The sequence below is a fragment of the Streptomyces sp. 2114.4 genome (genome assembly GCF_900187385.1).
Classification (GTDB): domain Bacteria; phylum Actinomycetota; class Actinomycetes; order Streptomycetales; family Streptomycetaceae; genus Streptomyces; species Streptomyces mooreae.
Window position 1 is genome coordinate 3850285 of sequence record NZ_FYEY01000001.1, and the last position, 17067, is coordinate 3867351.

16 protein-coding genes are annotated in these 17067 nt (G+C 71.7%); 5 read left to right on the forward strand and 11 right to left on the reverse strand.

The genetic code is table 11. The features are described 5' to 3' along the window. Nucleotides 1-71: 71 nt before the first annotated feature. The 3 genes from CFW40_RS16865 to CFW40_RS16875 form a co-directional block, all read right to left on the reverse strand. A complete protein-coding gene (locus tag CFW40_RS16865; protein WP_088798676.1) occupies nucleotides 72-449 on the reverse strand; it encodes a hypothetical protein in 378 nt (125 codons plus the stop codon). A gap of 180 nt (nucleotides 450-629) precedes the next feature. After that, nucleotides 630-1310, reverse strand: coding sequence for a transglycosylase family protein (locus CFW40_RS16870; RefSeq protein WP_088798677.1), 681 nt, complete (start codon nucleotides 1308-1310; stop codon nucleotides 630-632). Nucleotides 1311-1620: 310 nt separating this feature from the next. Then, complete coding sequence (locus tag CFW40_RS16875) at nucleotides 1621-2385, reverse strand: 4-phosphopantetheinyl transferase family protein (protein ID WP_088798678.1); 765 nt, start codon at nucleotides 2383-2385, stop codon at nucleotides 1621-1623. A gap of 424 nt (nucleotides 2386-2809) precedes the next feature. Between CFW40_RS16875 and CFW40_RS16880 the strand changes: the two genes are divergently transcribed. Beyond that, the gene (locus CFW40_RS16880) at nucleotides 2810-3907 is read left to right on the forward strand and encodes a sensor histidine kinase (RefSeq protein ID WP_088798679.1); all 1098 of its coding nucleotides are present in this window, start codon (nucleotides 2810-2812) and stop codon (nucleotides 3905-3907) included. A 181-nt stretch (nucleotides 3908-4088) separates the two neighbouring features. Further along, a complete protein-coding gene (locus CFW40_RS16885) occupies nucleotides 4089-4751 on the forward strand; it encodes a response regulator transcription factor (protein WP_256331777.1) in 663 nt (220 codons plus the stop codon). 105 nt (nucleotides 4752-4856) lie between these two features. Here CFW40_RS16885 and CFW40_RS16890 read toward each other — a convergent pair whose 3' ends face one another. Next, nucleotides 4857-5237, reverse strand: a complete 381-nt coding sequence (locus CFW40_RS16890; RefSeq protein ID WP_256331433.1) for a hypothetical protein — start codon at nucleotides 5235-5237, stop codon at nucleotides 4857-4859. 347 nt (nucleotides 5238-5584) lie between these two features. Here CFW40_RS16890 and CFW40_RS36675 point away from each other — a divergent pair, with 347 nt between their 5' ends. Further along, a complete protein-coding gene (locus tag CFW40_RS36675) occupies nucleotides 5585-6847 on the forward strand; it encodes a hypothetical protein (protein ID WP_143034557.1) in 1263 nt (420 codons plus the stop codon). Then, on the forward strand, nucleotides 6844-7398 hold the full coding sequence (locus tag CFW40_RS16910) for a GNAT family N-acetyltransferase (protein ID WP_088798683.1): 555 nt from the start codon (nucleotides 6844-6846) through the stop codon (nucleotides 7396-7398). Before CFW40_RS36675 ends, CFW40_RS16910 begins: the two co-directional genes overlap by 4 nt. A gap of 96 nt (nucleotides 7399-7494) precedes the next feature. On the opposite strand, the gene CFW40_RS16915 is transcribed toward CFW40_RS16910, so the two are convergent. The 6 genes from CFW40_RS16915 to CFW40_RS16930 form a co-directional block, all read right to left on the reverse strand. Continuing rightward, nucleotides 7495-9411, reverse strand: coding sequence for an FAD/NAD(P)-binding domain-containing protein (locus tag CFW40_RS16915; RefSeq protein WP_176956484.1), 1917 nt, complete (start codon nucleotides 9409-9411; stop codon nucleotides 7495-7497). 160 nt (nucleotides 9412-9571) lie between these two features. After that, nucleotides 9572-9691, reverse strand: a complete 120-nt coding sequence (locus tag CFW40_RS37545; RefSeq protein ID WP_208629161.1) for a class III lanthipeptide — start codon at nucleotides 9689-9691, stop codon at nucleotides 9572-9574. A gap of 57 nt (nucleotides 9692-9748) precedes the next feature. Beyond that, a complete protein-coding gene (locus CFW40_RS38930) occupies nucleotides 9749-9835 on the reverse strand; it encodes a class III lanthipeptide (protein ID WP_218039239.1) in 87 nt (28 codons plus the stop codon). Nucleotides 9836-10002: 167 nt separating this feature from the next. Then, nucleotides 10003-12771, reverse strand: a complete 2769-nt coding sequence (gene lanKC / locus CFW40_RS16920; RefSeq protein WP_088798685.1) for a class III lanthionine synthetase LanKC — start codon at nucleotides 12769-12771, stop codon at nucleotides 10003-10005. Then, the gene (locus CFW40_RS36680; RefSeq protein ID WP_176956483.1) at nucleotides 12768-13649 is read right to left on the reverse strand and encodes a GNAT family N-acetyltransferase; all 882 of its coding nucleotides are present in this window, start codon (nucleotides 13647-13649) and stop codon (nucleotides 12768-12770) included. Before CFW40_RS36680 ends, lanKC begins: the two co-directional genes overlap by 4 nt. Before the next feature lie 32 nt (nucleotides 13650-13681). Further along, nucleotides 13682-14941 carry a beta-ketoacyl synthase gene (locus CFW40_RS16930; RefSeq protein WP_088798686.1) on the reverse strand — a complete coding sequence of 420 codons (1260 nt, stop codon included), beginning with the start codon at nucleotides 14939-14941 and terminating at the stop codon, nucleotides 13682-13684. Between the two features lie 522 nt (nucleotides 14942-15463). On the opposite strand from CFW40_RS16930, the gene CFW40_RS16935 reads away from it, so the two are divergent. After that, nucleotides 15464-15643 (forward strand): DUF5708 family protein, encoded by a 180-nt coding sequence (locus CFW40_RS16935; RefSeq protein WP_088798687.1) that lies wholly within the window; start codon nucleotides 15464-15466, stop codon nucleotides 15641-15643. A 57-nt stretch (nucleotides 15644-15700) separates the two neighbouring features. Here CFW40_RS16935 and CFW40_RS16940 read toward each other — a convergent pair whose 3' ends face one another. Beyond that, nucleotides 15701-16948: a helix-turn-helix domain-containing protein gene (locus tag CFW40_RS16940; protein ID WP_088798688.1), complete on the reverse strand. Its 1248-nt coding sequence runs from the start codon at nucleotides 16946-16948 to the stop codon at nucleotides 15701-15703. Nucleotides 16949-17067: the final 119 nt, after the last annotated feature.

Here is a 17067-nt window from a genome sequence, read left to right on the forward strand (position 1 = left end):
TCGCCGGACACCCCTCCGGCCCCGGACGAGCCGGGGCCGGAGGGGCGGATCAGGGACCGATCAGGCCCGGGTCACAGCTGCTGCTTTCCGCCGCGGCCGATGTGCTGGATGTCGTTGCTGGTCTTGTTCTCGGCTCCGGTGGTGCCGCCGGCGTCGTCGTTGGTGTTGCCGTTGACGTTGGTCGGGCTGCCGCTGTTGCTGTTGTTGCCGGACAGGTGGACGTTCTGCGAGTTGCTGACGTTTCCGCTGTTCAGCGGGCCGTTGATGCAGATCCTCGCCCGGTTGCGGCAGCTGAAGCCGGCGTGGAAGCTCGCCACGGTGTCGCTGTTCCACACCCCGTCGAGGCCGTACGGCCCCCCGTCCCATGCCTGGGCGGGCGACGCCCCGGCCGCCAGGAGCAGGCCGCAAGCTCCTGCGATCACAAAATTGACGCGTGCCATGTTCTTCACTGTGTGCTCCTGCACCTCGCGGATGGGTACCCGCGGACTTGCTATCGGCCCTTCTCCCATCCGCCAAGCCTGAGCAACGGCCCGTCCCACGCTTTCACTCTGACCGCGCAGTGGATTCACCGTGACGGCTCTGCCCTCACCGCCGTGACGGGCTTCGCCGGTGCGCCCGCGGCCCCGCGCTCACCTCCGCAGCCGCAGCCGCTGTCCGGGGTAGATGTGGTCCGGGCCCTGGTCGAGCGCATGCTTGTTCAGGGCGTACAGGCCTTTGGTGCCGCCCCGGGTGTGGGCGCGTTCGGCGATGACGGAGAGACAGTCGCCGGGGTGCACGACATAGGTGCGGGCCTTGGTGGCGATGGCCGCGCGAGGGGCGCGCGGAGCGGGGGCCCGGTCGGCCGAGGGGGCCCGGTCGGCCGTGGGAATCCGGTCGGCCGCGAGGGTCTGCCGGTCGGCTGAGGCCTGCCGGTCGGCGGAGGCGGGGCTGCCGGCGGCACCGCTGGTGGAGCCGGCGCAGTTGGGCCAGGCGGACAGGCCGCGGTCCCGCGCGATGCGCTCACCGACGGCGATCTGCTCGGCGCGGCTGGCGAGGTCGGCACGCGGGGCGTAGCGGAGACCGCCGTAGGCACGCCAGGTGGCGGGGTCGATCTGCAGGCCGCCGTGGTAGCCGTTGCCGGTGTTGATGTGCCAGCGGCCGTTGCTCTCACAGGCGGCGATGCGCTCCCAGTCGGGCCCCGGCGGGCCGAAGGACGGTCCGGCCGCCGCGGCGCCCGGACCGGTGAGACCGGCCAGGCCCACGACGCCCAGGAGGACCAGCAGCACGGGCAGGACTCTTTCGGCGGACCGTTTGGCGAGGGGCGACGGCATGACGGGAATCCTCCGCTGTGCTCCGGCAACGCCGTGACGCGGTACTCGCCACGACCGGTGGGCACGCACCAACTAACCCGGCAATATGGTTTTCCGGGGGCCCGGGGAGTGCGACATGCAGGTGTTTCACCCGGGTGGTGCAAAGCGAGACCCCCGCATCGCACGGCCCTTTGGCCCCAGGGGCCGCGGAATCCGGCCGCTCAATTTCCGTGCCGCCGCCCTACGTCAAGGTCATCAAGATCCGAATTCAGGCCGTCCGCAGCAATTCCGGGCCGGTGCGCTTGCCGCCCTCCCCAGCGGAAACGGGCATTTACATGACCGAATAGGCGAAAGACGGGGTGAGGGCGAGGGGTTCCGGGGTGGCGACGGCGAACTCGTAGGAGTCCGAGAAGGTGAAGTTGCGTACCAGGACGGGGACTTCGAGGCCCTGCGGCCCGGGGACGAGGACCGTACCGCGGTCGCCGGGGAAACCGGCCTCGATGCGTTCGGGGGCGAGGGACAGACCGCCGCCGACGGCCTGCACCGCGGCATCCTTGCGGACCCAGAAACGGGTGACGAGGCGTTCCCGTTCGACGGCCGGGCTCCCTGCCACGGTGCGGGACTCCCGGTCCGTCAGCACCTCGTACGGGGTGTGCGGCAACGACGCTCCGGGGCGCACGGACTCCACCGAGAAGCCCATCTGGCGCGCGTCCTCACCGCAGGCCACGATCAGCAGGCCGCGGGTTCCGTACAACTCCCAGTGGCCGGCGGCGGCCATCGCGGTGCTCACGCGGTCGGGGAGGCGGGCCAGCAGCCGGCTGCGGGACGCGGTGTCGAGAGTGGCCCGGCAGTGGCCGTTGAGGCCCGGGCAGCTGTCGGGGGACAGCCCCGTTCCCGATCCGTGGGAAGGGGTGGATCCTACGGGGACGACAAACAGCGGGACGGGTGTGGACAGGATGTCCGGGTGATCGTGAGCAGGTGCGGGTGCGGCCGCGAGCGGTGCCGGGCGGGCCCGGCCGGGGTACTGCCAGGGGTCAGGAACGCCCAGGTCAAGGGGCTCCGGACAGAGTTGGAGAAGAGCGGCGTTCGTTTCCACGTACTTTCCGTCCTCCACAGTTGAGCGGTGCTTGGGCCGTACTGGGTGAGTGGCGGCCCGTCGTACAGTTCTTCGCTCCCCCTTTTTCGCCTACATCGATCGATACAGACAGCCCAAGGTTTGCAGATCCTCCGGAACCTTCGAGTCATCCCTCTTGCTGATGTACGGCTACATACTTCGATGTACGGGAGGGGTACCCAAATTCGGGCGCCAGGGCCAGGAGAACGGGCAGCGCACGGAAGTACTGTCCTCGTGTGTGGTTACGTCTTTTCACCAGTACGCACGCGCGCCACCGCCCCGTCCCGCTCCGTGACCTCAGATTGGCGGTGGGTTTCTTTGCCGGCTGTCTGATTCTGTATGTCGTGGGCGGATCGCAGGTGATGGGGGCGATATCCCCGCTTGGCAGGCCGTCCTGCCCGTCCTCGTGCTGTGCGCCGCGACCGCCCTGCGCAGTGCCCGGCCGGCGGCCGCCGTCGCCGTCGGCACGCTCACCGTCACCGTGGAGACGATGTCCAGCGGTGGCCTGGGCCCGGTCCTCATCTACACCGATCTGCTCTATGCGGCCGCGCTGTACGGCGCCCCCTGGCTGTGCCGGCTGCTGCAGACCGGGAGCGTCACGGCCACCCTCGCCACCACCGTGGTCCTCGTCCTCACCGGCGACCGCTCGGAGGGGGTGACGACCGGGGTCATCGTCGCGCTGCTGCTCATCTCCCCGGTGTGGACCGGGGTGTTGATACGCAACCACAAGGAGCGGGCGGACACCGAACGGCAGCGTGCCGCGCAGATCAACCGGCTGGCGGAGCTGGACCGCAAGACCGTGCTGCAGACCGAGCGCACCCGGATGGCCCGTGAGCTGCACGATCTGGTGGCCAACCACCTCAGCGCCATCGCCATCCACTCCAGCGCCGTGCTCTCGCTGGCCGGGCCGAAGGGGGAGAAGGACGGCGCCGCCGAGGAGGGCGCCGAGGAGGATCCGGTGCTGCGGGCGCTCGCGGTGATCCGCGAGAACAGTGTGCAGGGGCTGGCCGAAATGCGGCGGATGGTGGTGTTGTTGCGCTCCGACCGGGGCGTGGACGACGACTGGGACCGGCCCCAGCTCAGCGCGCTGGGGTCGCTCGTCGAACAGGCCAGGCCGGCCGCGGACGCGGCCGGCCTGGCCCTGCACACCGAGTTCCCCGAGCACTTCCCCGAAGTGTCCTCGGTGATCGAGGTGACGGCGTACCGCATCGTGCAGGAGGCACTGACCAATGTCCTCAAGCACGCCTCGGCGGGGCGGGTGCACATCCGCTGCGAGACCGGCGCCGGGCAGCTGACCCTCTCGGTCGACAGCCCGCTGACCCGCCCCGACGGCCGGGTCCGGCCGCGCCCCGTGGCGCAGTTGACCACCGGAGCGGGCGCCGGCCTCACCGGCATGTCCGAACGGGCCGCACTGGTCGGCGGCATCTTCGACGCGGGACCCGACCGCACCGCCCCCGAACGCTGGCGGGTGCGGGCCGTGCTCCCGCTGACACAGAACTCCTAGCGGACGAGAAAAGGTGGAACAGCCAGTGGAGCAGGCGACGGAGGAGTCGGTGGAGGGGTTAGTGGAGGGGCTGGTGAACGGGCCGGCGGAGGAGTCAGCGGCGGACGGACGGAGGGGCGGGCCGGCGGGTGCGCCGGACCATTCCCCGGCGGACGGGCCCGAGGACATACGGCCCGAGGGCATACGGGTGCTGGTGGCCGATGACCAGGCCGCGGTGCGCTCGGGACTGGTGCTGGTGCTCCAGACCGACCCGGGCATCACGGTGGTCGGCGAGGCCGGCGACGGGGCTGCGGCGGTCCGGATGGCCGCCGAACTACGGCCCGATGTGGTCCTGATGGACGTACAGATGCCGCAGCTCAACGGGGTCGCCGCCACCCGCAGGATCGTGGAGCGCGGGCTGGCCGAGGTGCTGGTGCTGACCACCTTCGACCTCAACGAGTACATCTTCGGGGCGCTACGGGCCGGCGCCGGCGGCTTCATCCTCAAGAACGCGGAGCCGGCCGTACTGGTCAGCGCGGTACGCGAGGTGGCACACGGGGACGGCTTCCTCACCCCGGCCATCGCCCGACGGCTGATCACCGAGTTCGCCGGCCGCCCGCCGGTGGCCGGCCCCACCCTCCCTGCAGGCGCCGCACAGGCCCTCGACACCCTCACCAAACGGGAGTTGGAGGTGCTGGCCTGCATCGCCCGCGGCCTGGCCAACAGCGCCATCGCCGAAACCCTCCACCTCGCGGAGGGCACCGTGAAAACCCACACCAGCCGCATCCTGTCAAAACTCAACCTGCGCAGCCGCGTCCAGGCCGCGATCCTGGCCCAACAGCACGGGATCGCCTTGCGGGGGTGAGGTGCGAGGCCGGGCGGGGTGGCCCCCGGCCCCTTTCCCGGCCTACATCACGTGCGTCGCACTGCCCGTCGGCTGCTCGGGGCCTGCGTAGCTCCGGTACCTGCTTCACGCGCCCGGATCATCCGAACACCTCCGCCGGCAGCGTCGGAAGCTGTCGGCCACCACCGTCATCCGGAGCGCCGTCCGTCCCGGGTCGCCATCGTCCCGCGCGGGCACCCGCGCCCCCCTGCTCTCAGCCACCCGATGCACACGGGTGAGCGCCGCGGTCAATTCGACGGCCAGCAGGTGAAGTTCTCCGGGTGTCCACATCTGGGCGGCAAGGACGCGGCACGCTTCCTCAATGAGTTCGGCGGCCTCGTCGAGCTGCGCATCCTCCATCTCGTCGGCGAGACGGGACACGTACCCGGTCCCGTCACCTGCGAGGAAGCACGGCTTCCCGTCCGGGCTCAGCCATGGCAGGAGACGCACGGTGTCCTCGGGACCCATCAGCCCACCCCCTGTCCACCGTGGCACCGGCACGGCAATAACCGCCGCAGCAGCGGTTCAAAAGTCCTGGCGATACGCTTCGCCATGTCGTCAACCTCCCAGGGGTTGGTGGCCACGCCCCCGGACCGTTCACCCGGTCGCGGGGGTCGCTCGTGGTGTTTGCGCGGTGGTCTTTGATCGTTTGCCGTGTTGCCGTGGCGCCCCACCAGTTCAGCGCCTCGAAGGCATCCGTGGGCGATTGGCGACCGGACGTTCAGGCGGACGTTTTCACGGACGGTGCCCGGTCTGAGTCGTTACGGTGAACAGAGAATCCGCACGCACAAGGGGTCCGGCATGGTGGGAGAAACGTGAACAGGCTCGCCTGGTTGCGTAAGGAAGCCGGTTACACGCAAGAGGCCTTCGTGGCTGCGTTCGCCCGCGAGGCCGCACGTCTGGGGATCGACTCTTCGGTGAGTGTCCGCCAGCTTCGACGGTGGGAGAACGAGTCGCCACCACCGCTACCGCACCCGGGCCAACAGGTGGTACTGGAAACAGTGTTCGGCCTCCCACTGAGCGAGATGGGGTTCGCGGTACCCGTGCACAGACACGCCACTGTCCAGCGGATCGGTAACGATGGAGACGTGAAACGTCGAGCTTTCGTCGCTGGCACGGGGGCGCTCGCGGCAGCGGCCGTTCTCCCTGAGCGGCACTGTCCGCATATAGGCGCAAGTGACGTAGCGGCCTTTCGCGCCCGCCTGGCCGACCTGTACACGGTTGATCACGGATCCGGCGGAATCCCTGCCAAGGCTCGCGCAAAACAACTCGAACAGCACTTAACCCGGACGCTGAAGGAGTCCGTGTGTACAGCCAAGACCGGCCGTGCTCTCCAGGCGATGTTGTCCGAGCTGCACAGCAACCAAGCGTGGTACGGCTACGGCGGCGGACCCGTCGACGAGGCACGCACGGCTGCCATGGAAGCTCTCACCGCAGCCCAGCTCATCGACGACGCGATGTTGCAGATTTCGGCTCTTGAAACGCTCGTACTGACCGACATCAAGGCAGACCGGGCATGGGAAGCCGCTTCTGCGGTCGAGGCCGCGTACGGTCTGGCCGGCAGGGCCGGCGCCGGGCCCACCGTTCACCTCGTGATTGCGCTCCGCGAAGCCAATGTCGCCACGCATGTCGGGGATACGGTCGCGGCCCGCCGCGCGCTCAGCCGCGCACTCTCGTACCAGAGCCGCGATGAGGACAGCAGTGAGGTTCCCCCTTGGGCGCGCTTCGCCGGCCCCGTGGAAATCGACTACGCCACGGCGGAGATGTACGCGAGGGCGGGGAAGCCCCGGGGCGCCGTGTCGTTCTTGCGCGCTGCAGTGGACGGTCTCGGAGGCGGCTACGCCCGGAACACCGCGTGGTACAGGTCCAAGCTGGCCTGCGCGCTTCTCGACGCGGGGGAGGCGGAGGAGGCATGCGCCGAGATGGCAGGTGTACTCGACTCGTACGGAGAGATCTCCTCCAGCCGCCTCACCCACCGCCTCCGGGCGTTTCAGAAGACCATCAATGCCCTCGGCACCACGGCGGTCCGCGACACCTCGGACCGGATCCACGACGCTTTGCGAGGAGGCTGCGCATGACCAGGCAGGAGACGATCGGTGTCGAGCTTTTGGACGGCCCGGCCGCCGCGCGGTCCGAGCCCGCATTCCGGCTCGTCTACGCCGAGGTGTTTGCCGGGGAACCGTACGAGGAAACCCCGGAATCGATAGCGGCGGCCTTCCGTCGTTTCCGCTCTCAAGTCCGCAAATCCACCTTTCGCAGCGCCCTGGCCCGTACCACCGACGGTGAACCGGTGGGCATCGCCTACGGGTATCCGCTCAGCCCCACGACCGGCTGGTGGGATCACCTGATCACGCCGGTTCCGGCCGACTTCCGGCGAGAGGACGGGCAACGTACGTTCGGGTTGATGGAGTTCGCAGTACGGGCTTCCTGGCGACGGCTCGGGGTCGGTCGGCGGCTGCACGAGGTGATCCTCGGAGGGGGCGACGAAGAACGCGTACTGCTCAATGCGCTGCCGGACGCCGAAGCAGCTCAGTCGGCCTACCGGTCGTGGGGGTACCGCAAGGTGGGTGAGGCGCGCCCGTGGGAAGGCGCGGCTCTCCATGACGTGCTGCTGCTCGACCTCCGGTGAGAACCGGCGAGCGCCTGTGAGAGAGGGCGGGAGCACTTGCTCGACGCTTGCGGCTCCGCCCGCCCCCGGTCTTTTGGGACAGTTGCTTCGCCGCTCTCACTCGCCGTCGGCGTCGGCGAGCAGGCCGCGGGCGATCGCGTCGTTCTGGCGGAAGTAGACGGCGTTGGTGTGCGGGCGGGGGAACTGGGCCGGTCCGGCGATGGTCCGGTCGCGGTGCACGGCGCCGGTCGAGTCGACGGGGTGCAGGTCAGCGCCGGACAGCCGCAGCATGCCGGCCGCGCCGTCCTCGGCTGGCTCCTGGACCAGTTCGCCGCGGGAAAGCAGGGCGCGCAGCAGAGGATCGGTCACACGGTCGGGCTCGGGCGCCGCCAGCCGGGCGTCGAGGAGGATGTCCGCCTCGTACACGGTGCCGGGGAGGGCGGGGCTGGTCGCGCGGAAGACGGCGCGGCGCGGGGCACTGCCCACGGCCCCTTCTCCGGGCACGGCCCGGTGTCCCTGCGCGCCCCCGTCTCCGGGCACGGCCCCGTCGCCAGGCAGGGCCCCGTCGCCAGGCACGGTCGCCACCCGCATCCCGGGGCCCACGAATGTCAGCACGCCCGCCTCGGCCAGCGCCAGCAGTTGCTCGGCGCGCAGGGGCGGCGGGCCCGAGCTCAGGTAGGTGCCGAGCGCGAAGTGGCGTAGCGCGTCCGACAGTTGGGCGGCGGCCAGCTCGCCGGAGCGCCACAGCTCCTCGATGACCGCACCGGACCGCTGCAAGCCGTCGACCAGGGCGGCGGCGAGACCGCTCGCGGGGCCCGTGCGGCGGCGCAGTTCCTCGGCGAGCAGACCGTGCAGCCGGCGCTGGAGGTCGTTGGCGCCGGCGAACCGCAGCCCGGCCAGCGGATCGGCCAGCCGGTCCAGGTCGAGGCGGTCGGCGGGGTCGGGCACCGCCTCGCGGGCGAGTTTGGCCAGCCGGTCGGCGTCGGGGTGCAGCAGGGCGTACTGGGCGTCGAAATCCGGCCAGCTCATGCGCGTACGGGCGGGCTGCCCGGCGAAGAGCGCACGGTAGTGGCACCAGCCCAGTTCGGCCACCACCAGGGGCCACACGTCGCCGCCGAAGGAGGCACCGGGCCGGGACAGCACGGCCCGGCAGGCGTCGACGGTGGCGAAGCGCGGGGCGGCGGGGGCCACCGAAGGGGCGGCCGGTGGCGCATACGCCGGTTTGGGCGGCAGGGGGACGCCACGCCGGGAGCCCGCGTACAGCCGGGGCTCGCGGCCGGACGGCAGATAGCGCAGCGGGCCGCCGGGGGCGGGGCGGACGAAGCGGCCGCCGCGGCCCTCCGTCAGCAGCGCCAGGCAGTCGATGAAGACCAGGCCCAGGCCGCGGACCAGGACCCGCGCGCCGGGCGGGACGGCCGCCAGCGCGTCCGGATCGGCGGGCCCGGGGCCGATCCGGGTCAGGCCGTCCGGTGCGGGGGCGGCGAGGGTGTCCGTATGGCCCTGGGCGAACACCACCCGGTCGGCGAGGAAGGGCGGTTGGCCGGAGTCGAGGATCACCTGCTGGCGGCCCCGCCCGCCCGGTACCGCCCCGGCGGGCGTGCGCCGCAGATCGACCACTCGCGCCCGGTGGACGAAGAGCCGCACCGAGGCGGGCCGCTCGCGGGTGACGGTCTCGAAGAAGTGCCGCAGATAGCGGCCCTGGTCGCGGCGGGCGGCGTAGGCGCCGTCGTGCAGCGGGGCGTCGAGCCAGCCGGCGGTGGTGGGGCCGGGGCGCGGCGGCCCTGCGCACGCCACGCTCTCGTCGGGGTACATCGTGACCTGCTCGGCGGCGGAGTTCATCCACAGCAGACCGGACTGGTCGGTGCGCCAGGTACGGCCCGCGCCGGGTGGGTACGGGTCGACGATGTGCAGGTCCAGGGGCCGGTCGCCGTACAGGGCGGGGACGTTGGCGAGGATCCGCTCGACGATCGAGGCGCCGCGCGGGCCGCAGCCGATGAGGCACAGGGAGCGGGCCGGGCCCACCTGGTCGTTCACCTGGCCTCCGTCCAACGGCCTTGTTCAGGGGGAGTGGTGGTGCGGGAGCGCTGTGACACCCGGGATGACCGTGAAGTGCCGACGCCCGTCACGCACAGGGGCCCGTCACGCACAGGGGCCCGGCGGCCCGTGCCGTAGCAGGGGGCCGCCGGGCGCCGTGTCAGCAGCCGCCGCTGATCGTGGAGCCGAGGGCCTGGGCGTCACGCTCGCCCGGCACCTCCAGGCCCTGAAGGTCCATGATGGTCATCTCGACACCTCCCTTCCGTGGATCGGTGGACATGTGTACGGTGAGATACACGGCGCGTGGTGGAGTACCCACACCGTGTGGTCGGCTGTGTCAGCAGCCGCCGCTGATGGTGGAGCCGAGCGCCTGGGCGTCACGCTCGCCCGGCACCTCCAGGCCCTGAAGGTCCATGATGGTCATCTACGACACCTCCTCCCGGGGACTCGTCGTGGTGCGGAAACACGGTGGTGACGTACCAGGTGCCGTTGCGGGACACCTGGAGCCGGAGGACCGTGCATGACAGGCGCACGGTCCACCCGGCGACGCGTCAGCAGCCGCCGCTGATGGTCGAGCCGAGCGCCTGGGCGTCACGCTCGCCCGGCACCTCCAGGCCCTGAAGGTCCATGATGGTCATCTGACGACACCTCCCTTCCGCGGTGCGCAGTGCCCGCTGCCCCGGCCGGGGCGGTGGGGGTGGCGGCGCCTCGGGCGCCGCCGGCGCGTCCCGGTGCGGCCGGCGAAACGGCCGCCGCGGGGCGCGAGTCGGTGAGGAACGGGAGCAGCGGGGTGCCCCGTTCGGTGGCGGAGAGCGCCAGCAGGACGCCGGCACCGCCGTCGGCCAGCCCCATGGAGATCCGGGCGCGGCCGTCGCAGGGGAAGACCGTCGCTCCGTTCCACGTCATGGCGTGCTGGCCGAGCCGGGTCAGATGACGGCGCAGATACCGGTCGACGGCTGGGCCGCTCAGCGCGGGGCCGTCCGGCCGCTCCCCGGTGTCCGGGGAGAGCGGCACCCGGTCGCGGAGCACCGCCAGGGTGGCGAGCAGGCCCGCGCGTCCGCCCAGCAGCCCCGACTCGATGACGAAGTCGGCGGCGCAGGCGCGCAGCAGGGCGGGCAGCGCCGCGCGGATCCGGTCGTCGTCGCGCACCCGGAGCAGTTCGGCCGCCACCAGGGCGATACCGGCGCTGCCGTTGTCCAGGTAGGGCAGGAGCCGGAAGCCCTCGTCCACCTGAAGGGTGTGCTGCGGGCCCGGTGCGCACCGGTCGAGGTCGCGGTGGACGGCGTGGACCGCCTCGTCCAGCAACGCGGTGTCTCCGGTGGCGCGGTGGGCGGCCAGGAGGAAGAGCGCGGCGCCCGACCAGCCGTACATCAGGCCGGCGGCGTCCTTCGAGCCGCGCCGGCGGCGGCGCTCGACGGGTTCGGTGCGGGCGGCGGTCAGCCGCTCGGTGACGCGGTCGGCGAGGCAAAGGGCCTGCCGGCGCAGGTCGGCGCTGTCGAGCGCGTCGGCGAAGTGCAGCAGGTTCAGGCCGACGCCGGACAGACCGCGGTAGAGGCTGGGGCAGTGGCGTACGGAGAGCTTGTCCGCCGCCCGGTTCAGGGCCCGCAGGGCCGCCTCGTCGTCGCCCAGCTGCCGTAGGACGTAGGCCATTCCGTGCAGGCCGTCGTAGAAGCCGATCCGCTCGGCGGGGACCCGGTCGACGGCGGCGCGCAGCCAGGCCACGCCCTCCTCGTCGCGTTCCCCGAGGGCGGTGTGCCGGGCCCACAGGACGCCGGCCGCGCCGTGTCCGAAGCCCGCGCCGCCTTCGACGAACTGCTCGAAGCCGCCGGGGTGGAGCCGGTCGAGGCGGTGCGGGGTGGCGCTGTCGCGCAGCCCGCGGGCGAGGGAGACCAGCACCTCGGTGGGTGGGAAGGTGCCCGGCGAGGAGCGGAGCGTGGAGGTCGTGTTGTCGTTGGGGGCCAGCTGCGGTGCCAGCCGGGCCACCAGCGCGTCCGGCAGCCCGAACCGCTCGGCCGCGGTGGCCAGCAGGGCGGGCGCCTTGTCCGGGGCGAGCCCGCCGAGGGCGGCCAGCGGCAGGAAGAGCCACAGTCCGATGGCGGCGAGCGCATAGTGGTCGCCGTCCGCACCGGTCGCGTCGGCGCGGTGGAAACCGGGGGCGCCGAGGCTGCTGGGGGTGGCCCGGTCGAGCTCGTCGGCCACCTCGAAGTCGATGAGGACCGGATCGTCGCCGGGCCTGATGATGAGGTTGCCCGGGTGCAGGTCGCCGATCCGGATGCCGCGGCCGTGCACCGCGGCGACCAGCGCCTCGATCCGGCCGAACAGGGCCAGCGCGCGGTCGCGGTACTGCGCGACGGCCTGCTCGTCGGGGTCGGGGACGGTCAGCGGGTGGTGCGCGGCGAGCCAGGTCTGGAAGTCCTGTCCCGCGATGTCCTCCAGCACCAGGAAGAGGTGGTCGCGGACCTGGAGGGTGCCGAAGGTGCGCGGGATCCCTGGCATCCCCGCCAGCCGCTCCAGCATCCGGTGCTCGTGGGCGAGCCGGCTGACCGCGTCGCGGCCGACGCCGTCGGTGCCGGAGTAGGGCCGGCCCTCCTTGAGGACGACGCCTGCCTCGCCCGCGCCGAGGGCGTCGGGGCGGGTCGGGACGGCGCGGTAGACACCGCCGCCGTTGGAGAACTGCAGCGCCCCGGTGATCCGGTAGGGGAAGTCGTCCAGAGCCTGCCGGGCGGCCAGCGAGTCCTTGAGGATGTCCGGCACCTCGACCCAGTCGGGGGTGTGGAAGACCGGGGTGCGGCGGTCCGGCTCGGGGGTGCCGTCGGGGCGGTGGAAGGCGGTGACCAGCTCGCCGTCGGTGTCCTCCATGTAGTGGGTACGGAAGCCGCCGTAACGTACATGGAGCGGGCCCTGCCGGATGCGCAGGTCGGTGAGGACGTACGGGCCGGGACGGCCGCCGACGAGGGCGTCGAGTCCTTCGAGGGTGCGGGCGAACTCGGCGTCGTCCACCGGGTAGACGGTCAGCAGCTTGCCGGCCGAGGAGCGCTGCGCGTACTTGCGGCTCAGGGCGCGCAGGACGTTGGCGCTCTTGAGGTACTTGAAGGCGATGCCGTGCCGGGTGCAGTAGCGGGCGACATCGACGAGGGTGCGGGGGGCGTCGTCGGGGGCCGCGCTGACGTGGATCTTCCAGCCCTGGTCCGGGAGGCGGTCCTCGGGCGGGCGGCAGAAGGTCCAGGCCTCGTTGTCGTCGCGCCGCCAGCCGTCGGGCAGCGGCGGGGCGGGGAAGCGGGTGGCCTCCAGGTCCCAGTTGCCGGGCCAGTCGAAGAAGGTGCGGTCGGCCAGGGCGAAGCTCTCGGCGCCGTCTCTCATGCGGCACCCCGGGCGGGGGCGGGCGCGCCGGCCTCGGCGGCAGGCGGTGCGGCGAGCGGATCGGGCTCGGCTGTCCCGGCGGCCGGCGGCCCGGGGTGGGTCGTCCCGGCGGGCGCGCCGGCCTCGGCGGCGAGCGGTGCCGCGGGCCGTACGGGTTCGGGGGCCTCGTCCAGGTAGGCGTCGAGGGCGGTGCGGCGGCCGGTCGCCAGGTGCTCGGCGAGGACGGCGCGGGCCTGGGTCTTGTCGTCGTCGGAGAGGAAGTCGGCGAGGCCGACGGCCAGCACGCGGTTGTCCTCACTGGGCTTGAGCGAGGCGTAGTGCTCGTCGCGCAGCAGGCCCCAGACGATCGCGTCGTGGTACCGGCCGTCGAGGTAGCAGTGGTCGCGCAGGATGCCCTCGACCACGAAGGGGGTCTTGGTCATCAGCCGGATGACACCCTTGTTGTAGCCCGCGGTGGTGACCTGCACGCGGTGCGCGTTGAGCTGGTGGAAGAGGTAGTCGACGAGCAGGACGACGGCCTCCGCGCCGTAGCCGCGGCGCCACAGTTCGGGCGAGCCGATCGCGCCCCCGACGGTGAAGCCGCCGATCCGGCCGGACCGCTGATAGCTGACGGTACCGATGCGCTCGCCGTCCTTGCTGCGGATCACCAGGTGGTGGACCCGGCCGGAGCGGTTGGCCTGCTCGACCTCGGCAGCGCCCAGCAGCTCCCAGTCACCGCTGAGCACGGCGGCCGGTGAGCCGGGCCGCAGCCAGGAGGCGATCGCTGCCCAGTCGTCGTCGCCGGGCCATTCCAAGGTCACCAGTCGTCCCTGCACGGTGCGTTCCCTCCTCAGCGGGTGGTGGCGGATCGTCAGCGGGTGGAGCGGGTCGTCGGGCACGTGGCGCCCGTCATCGGTGCGTGTGCGCGTCGTCAGCGGGTGTAGCGGGTCAGTACGAGGACGGCGTTGTGGCCGCCGAAGCCGAAGGAATTGCTGAGCACCACGTCGCCGTCCCAGTCGCGGGCGCCCTTGAGGACCAGATCGAGGTCTTCTTCCTCGGGGTGATCGCAGTTGCGGATCGGCGGGATCTTGCGGTCCCGGAGGGACAGCACCGCGGCGGCGGCCTCGGCTGCCCCGGAGGCGCCGAGCATGTGCCCGGTCATGCTCTTGACGGCGGTCACCGGCGTACGGCTGAGCTGGTCGGGGCCGAGCACCTGGCGCAGCGCCGACGCCTCGATGCGGTCGTTCAGGAGGGTGCCGGTGCCGTGCGCGCTGACCTGGCCGACGTCCTCGGGTTCCAGGCCCGCGTCGGCGAGCGCGCCGCGTATCGCGCGGACGGCTCCGGCGCCGGTCGGGTCGGGGGCGGTGGCGTGGTGGGCGTCGGTGGTGGCGGCGTAACCGGCCACCTCGGCAAGGATCTCCGCTCCGCGGCGTTCGGCGTGGCCGGCCTCCTCCAGCGTGAGGACGGTGGCGCCGACGGCCATCACGAACCCGTCGCGGTCCCGGTCGAAGGGCCGGCTGGCGCCTTCGGGGTCGTCGTTGCGGCGGGAGAGCGCCTGGGCGTTGGCGGTGCCGGCCAGGTCGACGGCCGTGAGGGCGTCGTCGGTGCCGCCGGCCAGGGCGATATCGGCCCGGCCGCTGCGGACCAGCTCGGCCGCCTCGCCCAGGGCCACCGCGCCGGTGGCACAGGCCGCGGAGACCGCGCAACTGGGGCCTTTGATGCCGTACTTGATCGACAGCAGGCTCGCCGGGTGGTCGATGGCGGTGAGGACCGAGTGGTACGGGGAGACCCGGCGCGGGCCCTGCACCGTCAGGACGTCGTACTGCTGCTGGATCGCGTGGGCGGCGCCGTAGCCGGAGCCGATCACCGCGGCGAAGCGGTACGGGTCCCGGCCGGCGGACTCTTCGAGGCCGGCGGCCCGCATCGCCTGCCCCGCGGCGACCGCCGCGTACTGCGTGAAGCGGTCGCAGCGCCGGGCTTCCTGCGGGGTGAGGTAACCGGTCGTGTCAAAACCGGTGACATCGCCGCCGATACGGACCGGAAGGCGGGAAACGTCGAAGCGGGTCAGGGGGCGGACGCCGCTACGGCCGGCGAGAAGAGCGGCCCAGAAGTCCGCGGTGGTGTTTCCCACGGGGGACACCACGCCGCAGCCGGTGACGACCACGCGTCGCCGATCCGTGCGCAACTCCATGAAACCCGCCTCCTGATTTCCCGCCCCCGTTGTCACGCTCGGGGCGTTCTCATGACCAGAAACATGACAGGTGAGTCATTGCGCTGTCAACGGCTCGCGGAGAAGTCAGTCAGTCGACGCCCCGTCTCCTGGCGCATCGACAGGCCCCGCACCAGCGGGAACACCCCCAAGGGGATGACTGAGAGAGTCACTAAAATTGACTGTGGTGGGCAACGGATCGGGGTGCGACGAGGTCCCGGCGCCCGCGCGGCGGAGGCGGAGGACCCGGCCGGGACAGGGGCACCCCCGGGGCCTTCGCCCCACAACTTCCGCCGCCCACCCCATGCCTGACGCCTTCTCCGGCGCCCCTCGGCACACCGTCCGAGGCATCCTCGCCTCCCCCGGCAGGGCCGCGGAGTACATAGAAAGTGACAGACAGCGGGACGGAAAGTGCCTACCTGCGGATGATCCCAATGAGCCGGCCGGGCGGGACGCTGGTCCGTACAACGTGCTCCGACACATCACAGGGAACGAGGGGAACTCATGAAGGGTATTGCCGTAGGCATTGTGCTGGCGATCGCAGGTCTGGTCCTGTGGCTGACCACAAAGGAAGTGGAGACCCCGATCGTCTCGCTTCACAAGGCCGGGCTGATCCTGGCGATCATCGGCGGCGCGGAGGCCTTGTTCGCACTTCTGGGATTGGGAAAGAAAGCTAATAAATAAACGCGCATTGCGCGCAAGAGTGGCATTGCACCACAGCGGGACACGGCCCCGGTGCCGTCAGTCCCGTTTTTCGAGGAGAGCCGTCAGCCGTTCCCGGGCCCGCTCGGCGTGCCGGTACGCCTGGGCCCCGCGGAACAGTTCCGCGGAATACCGGAAGTGCCCGGCCGCCCTTTCCCGGTCCCCCACCCGCTCACATGCCGCCGCGATCTCACCGAGCGCGGCGGCCTTCTCGTGGCTGCGGCCGGTATCGGGCAGCGCGGCCAGCCGCTCGCCCAGCGCGAAGAGGCGGTCGGTGTCACCGGCCGCCTCCGCACGGACCGCGTCAGCGGTCGTGAGCCAGAGCGGGAACTCCGGTTCCTGCGCCACCGAGGCCACCACCAGTCCGCGCTCGACGATGCTGTGGGCCTGCTCCGTCTCGCCCCGGTGCAGCAACAGCAGGGCGTAGCGGCCGTTGATCTTCTCCCACAGCGGGAAGCCGGCGGCCGGGGTCACCCGGCGCGCACACTCCCCCAGCAGGGCGTCGGCGCGCTCCAGCTCGCCCCGGTCGCACAGATCGAGCGCCCGGTGCAGAGCGATGGCGGCGCGCGGCCCGGGGAGCACGCCGTCCGCCGGGGGCCGGGGCTGATCGCCGCCGGGAGCCCAGTCCGGGCAGCCGCTCCAATACGCGCAGCGGGTGAGCACTTCGAGGACCAGCAGCGAGTGGAACCCGGTCTCGGGGCGCCGGCCTTCGCATTCGAGGTAGCCGGTGAGCGCGTGGCGCAGGCCGTCCTGGACCCGGCCGGCCGATTCCAGCAGATCGGCCAGCGCGATCAGAGCCCGCAGCCGGGGCTCGGCGTACGGCAGGGGGGCCGGCGCCTGGAGCATCCGCAGCAGGACCTCCGCGCCCTCGTCGGCGCGGCCGAGCGTGCCCAGTATTTCGGCAATGGCGAGCTGCGCCTCGGTAAATACGTCGTCCTGCCGGCCGGCCGGTTCCCTCTCGGCCAGTGCCCGGAATTCGGACAGCGCGCCCTCGGCGTCACCGCCGTCCCATTGCCTGCGCGCCGCCACCAATCGCCCGACGAGGTCGAGCCTGCGGACCCGGCCGGTGGTTTCGGTCTGCCCGGCGGTACCGGATATTTCCTCCACGCCCACGCCGAGGCGTTCCGCCAGGATCTTGAGTGCCCGGCCGCTGGGAATACGCTTCCCGCGTTCCACCAGCGAGATGTAGCTGGAGGACATGTCGGGCCCGGCAAGGTCGTGCTGTGTCATACCTGCGCCGACCCGGAGCTCTTTGATTCTCCTCCCGGTGTCCGCCAGCTCAGGCATTCGACAAACCCTCCGGATTTCGGACGATGGATGATCCCGGCCGGCTGCATAAATCGCCGAGTCACAATGAGTGGTCGGTACTTTACCAAGTAGTCAAGAAGAAGTCGACCGATATTCGG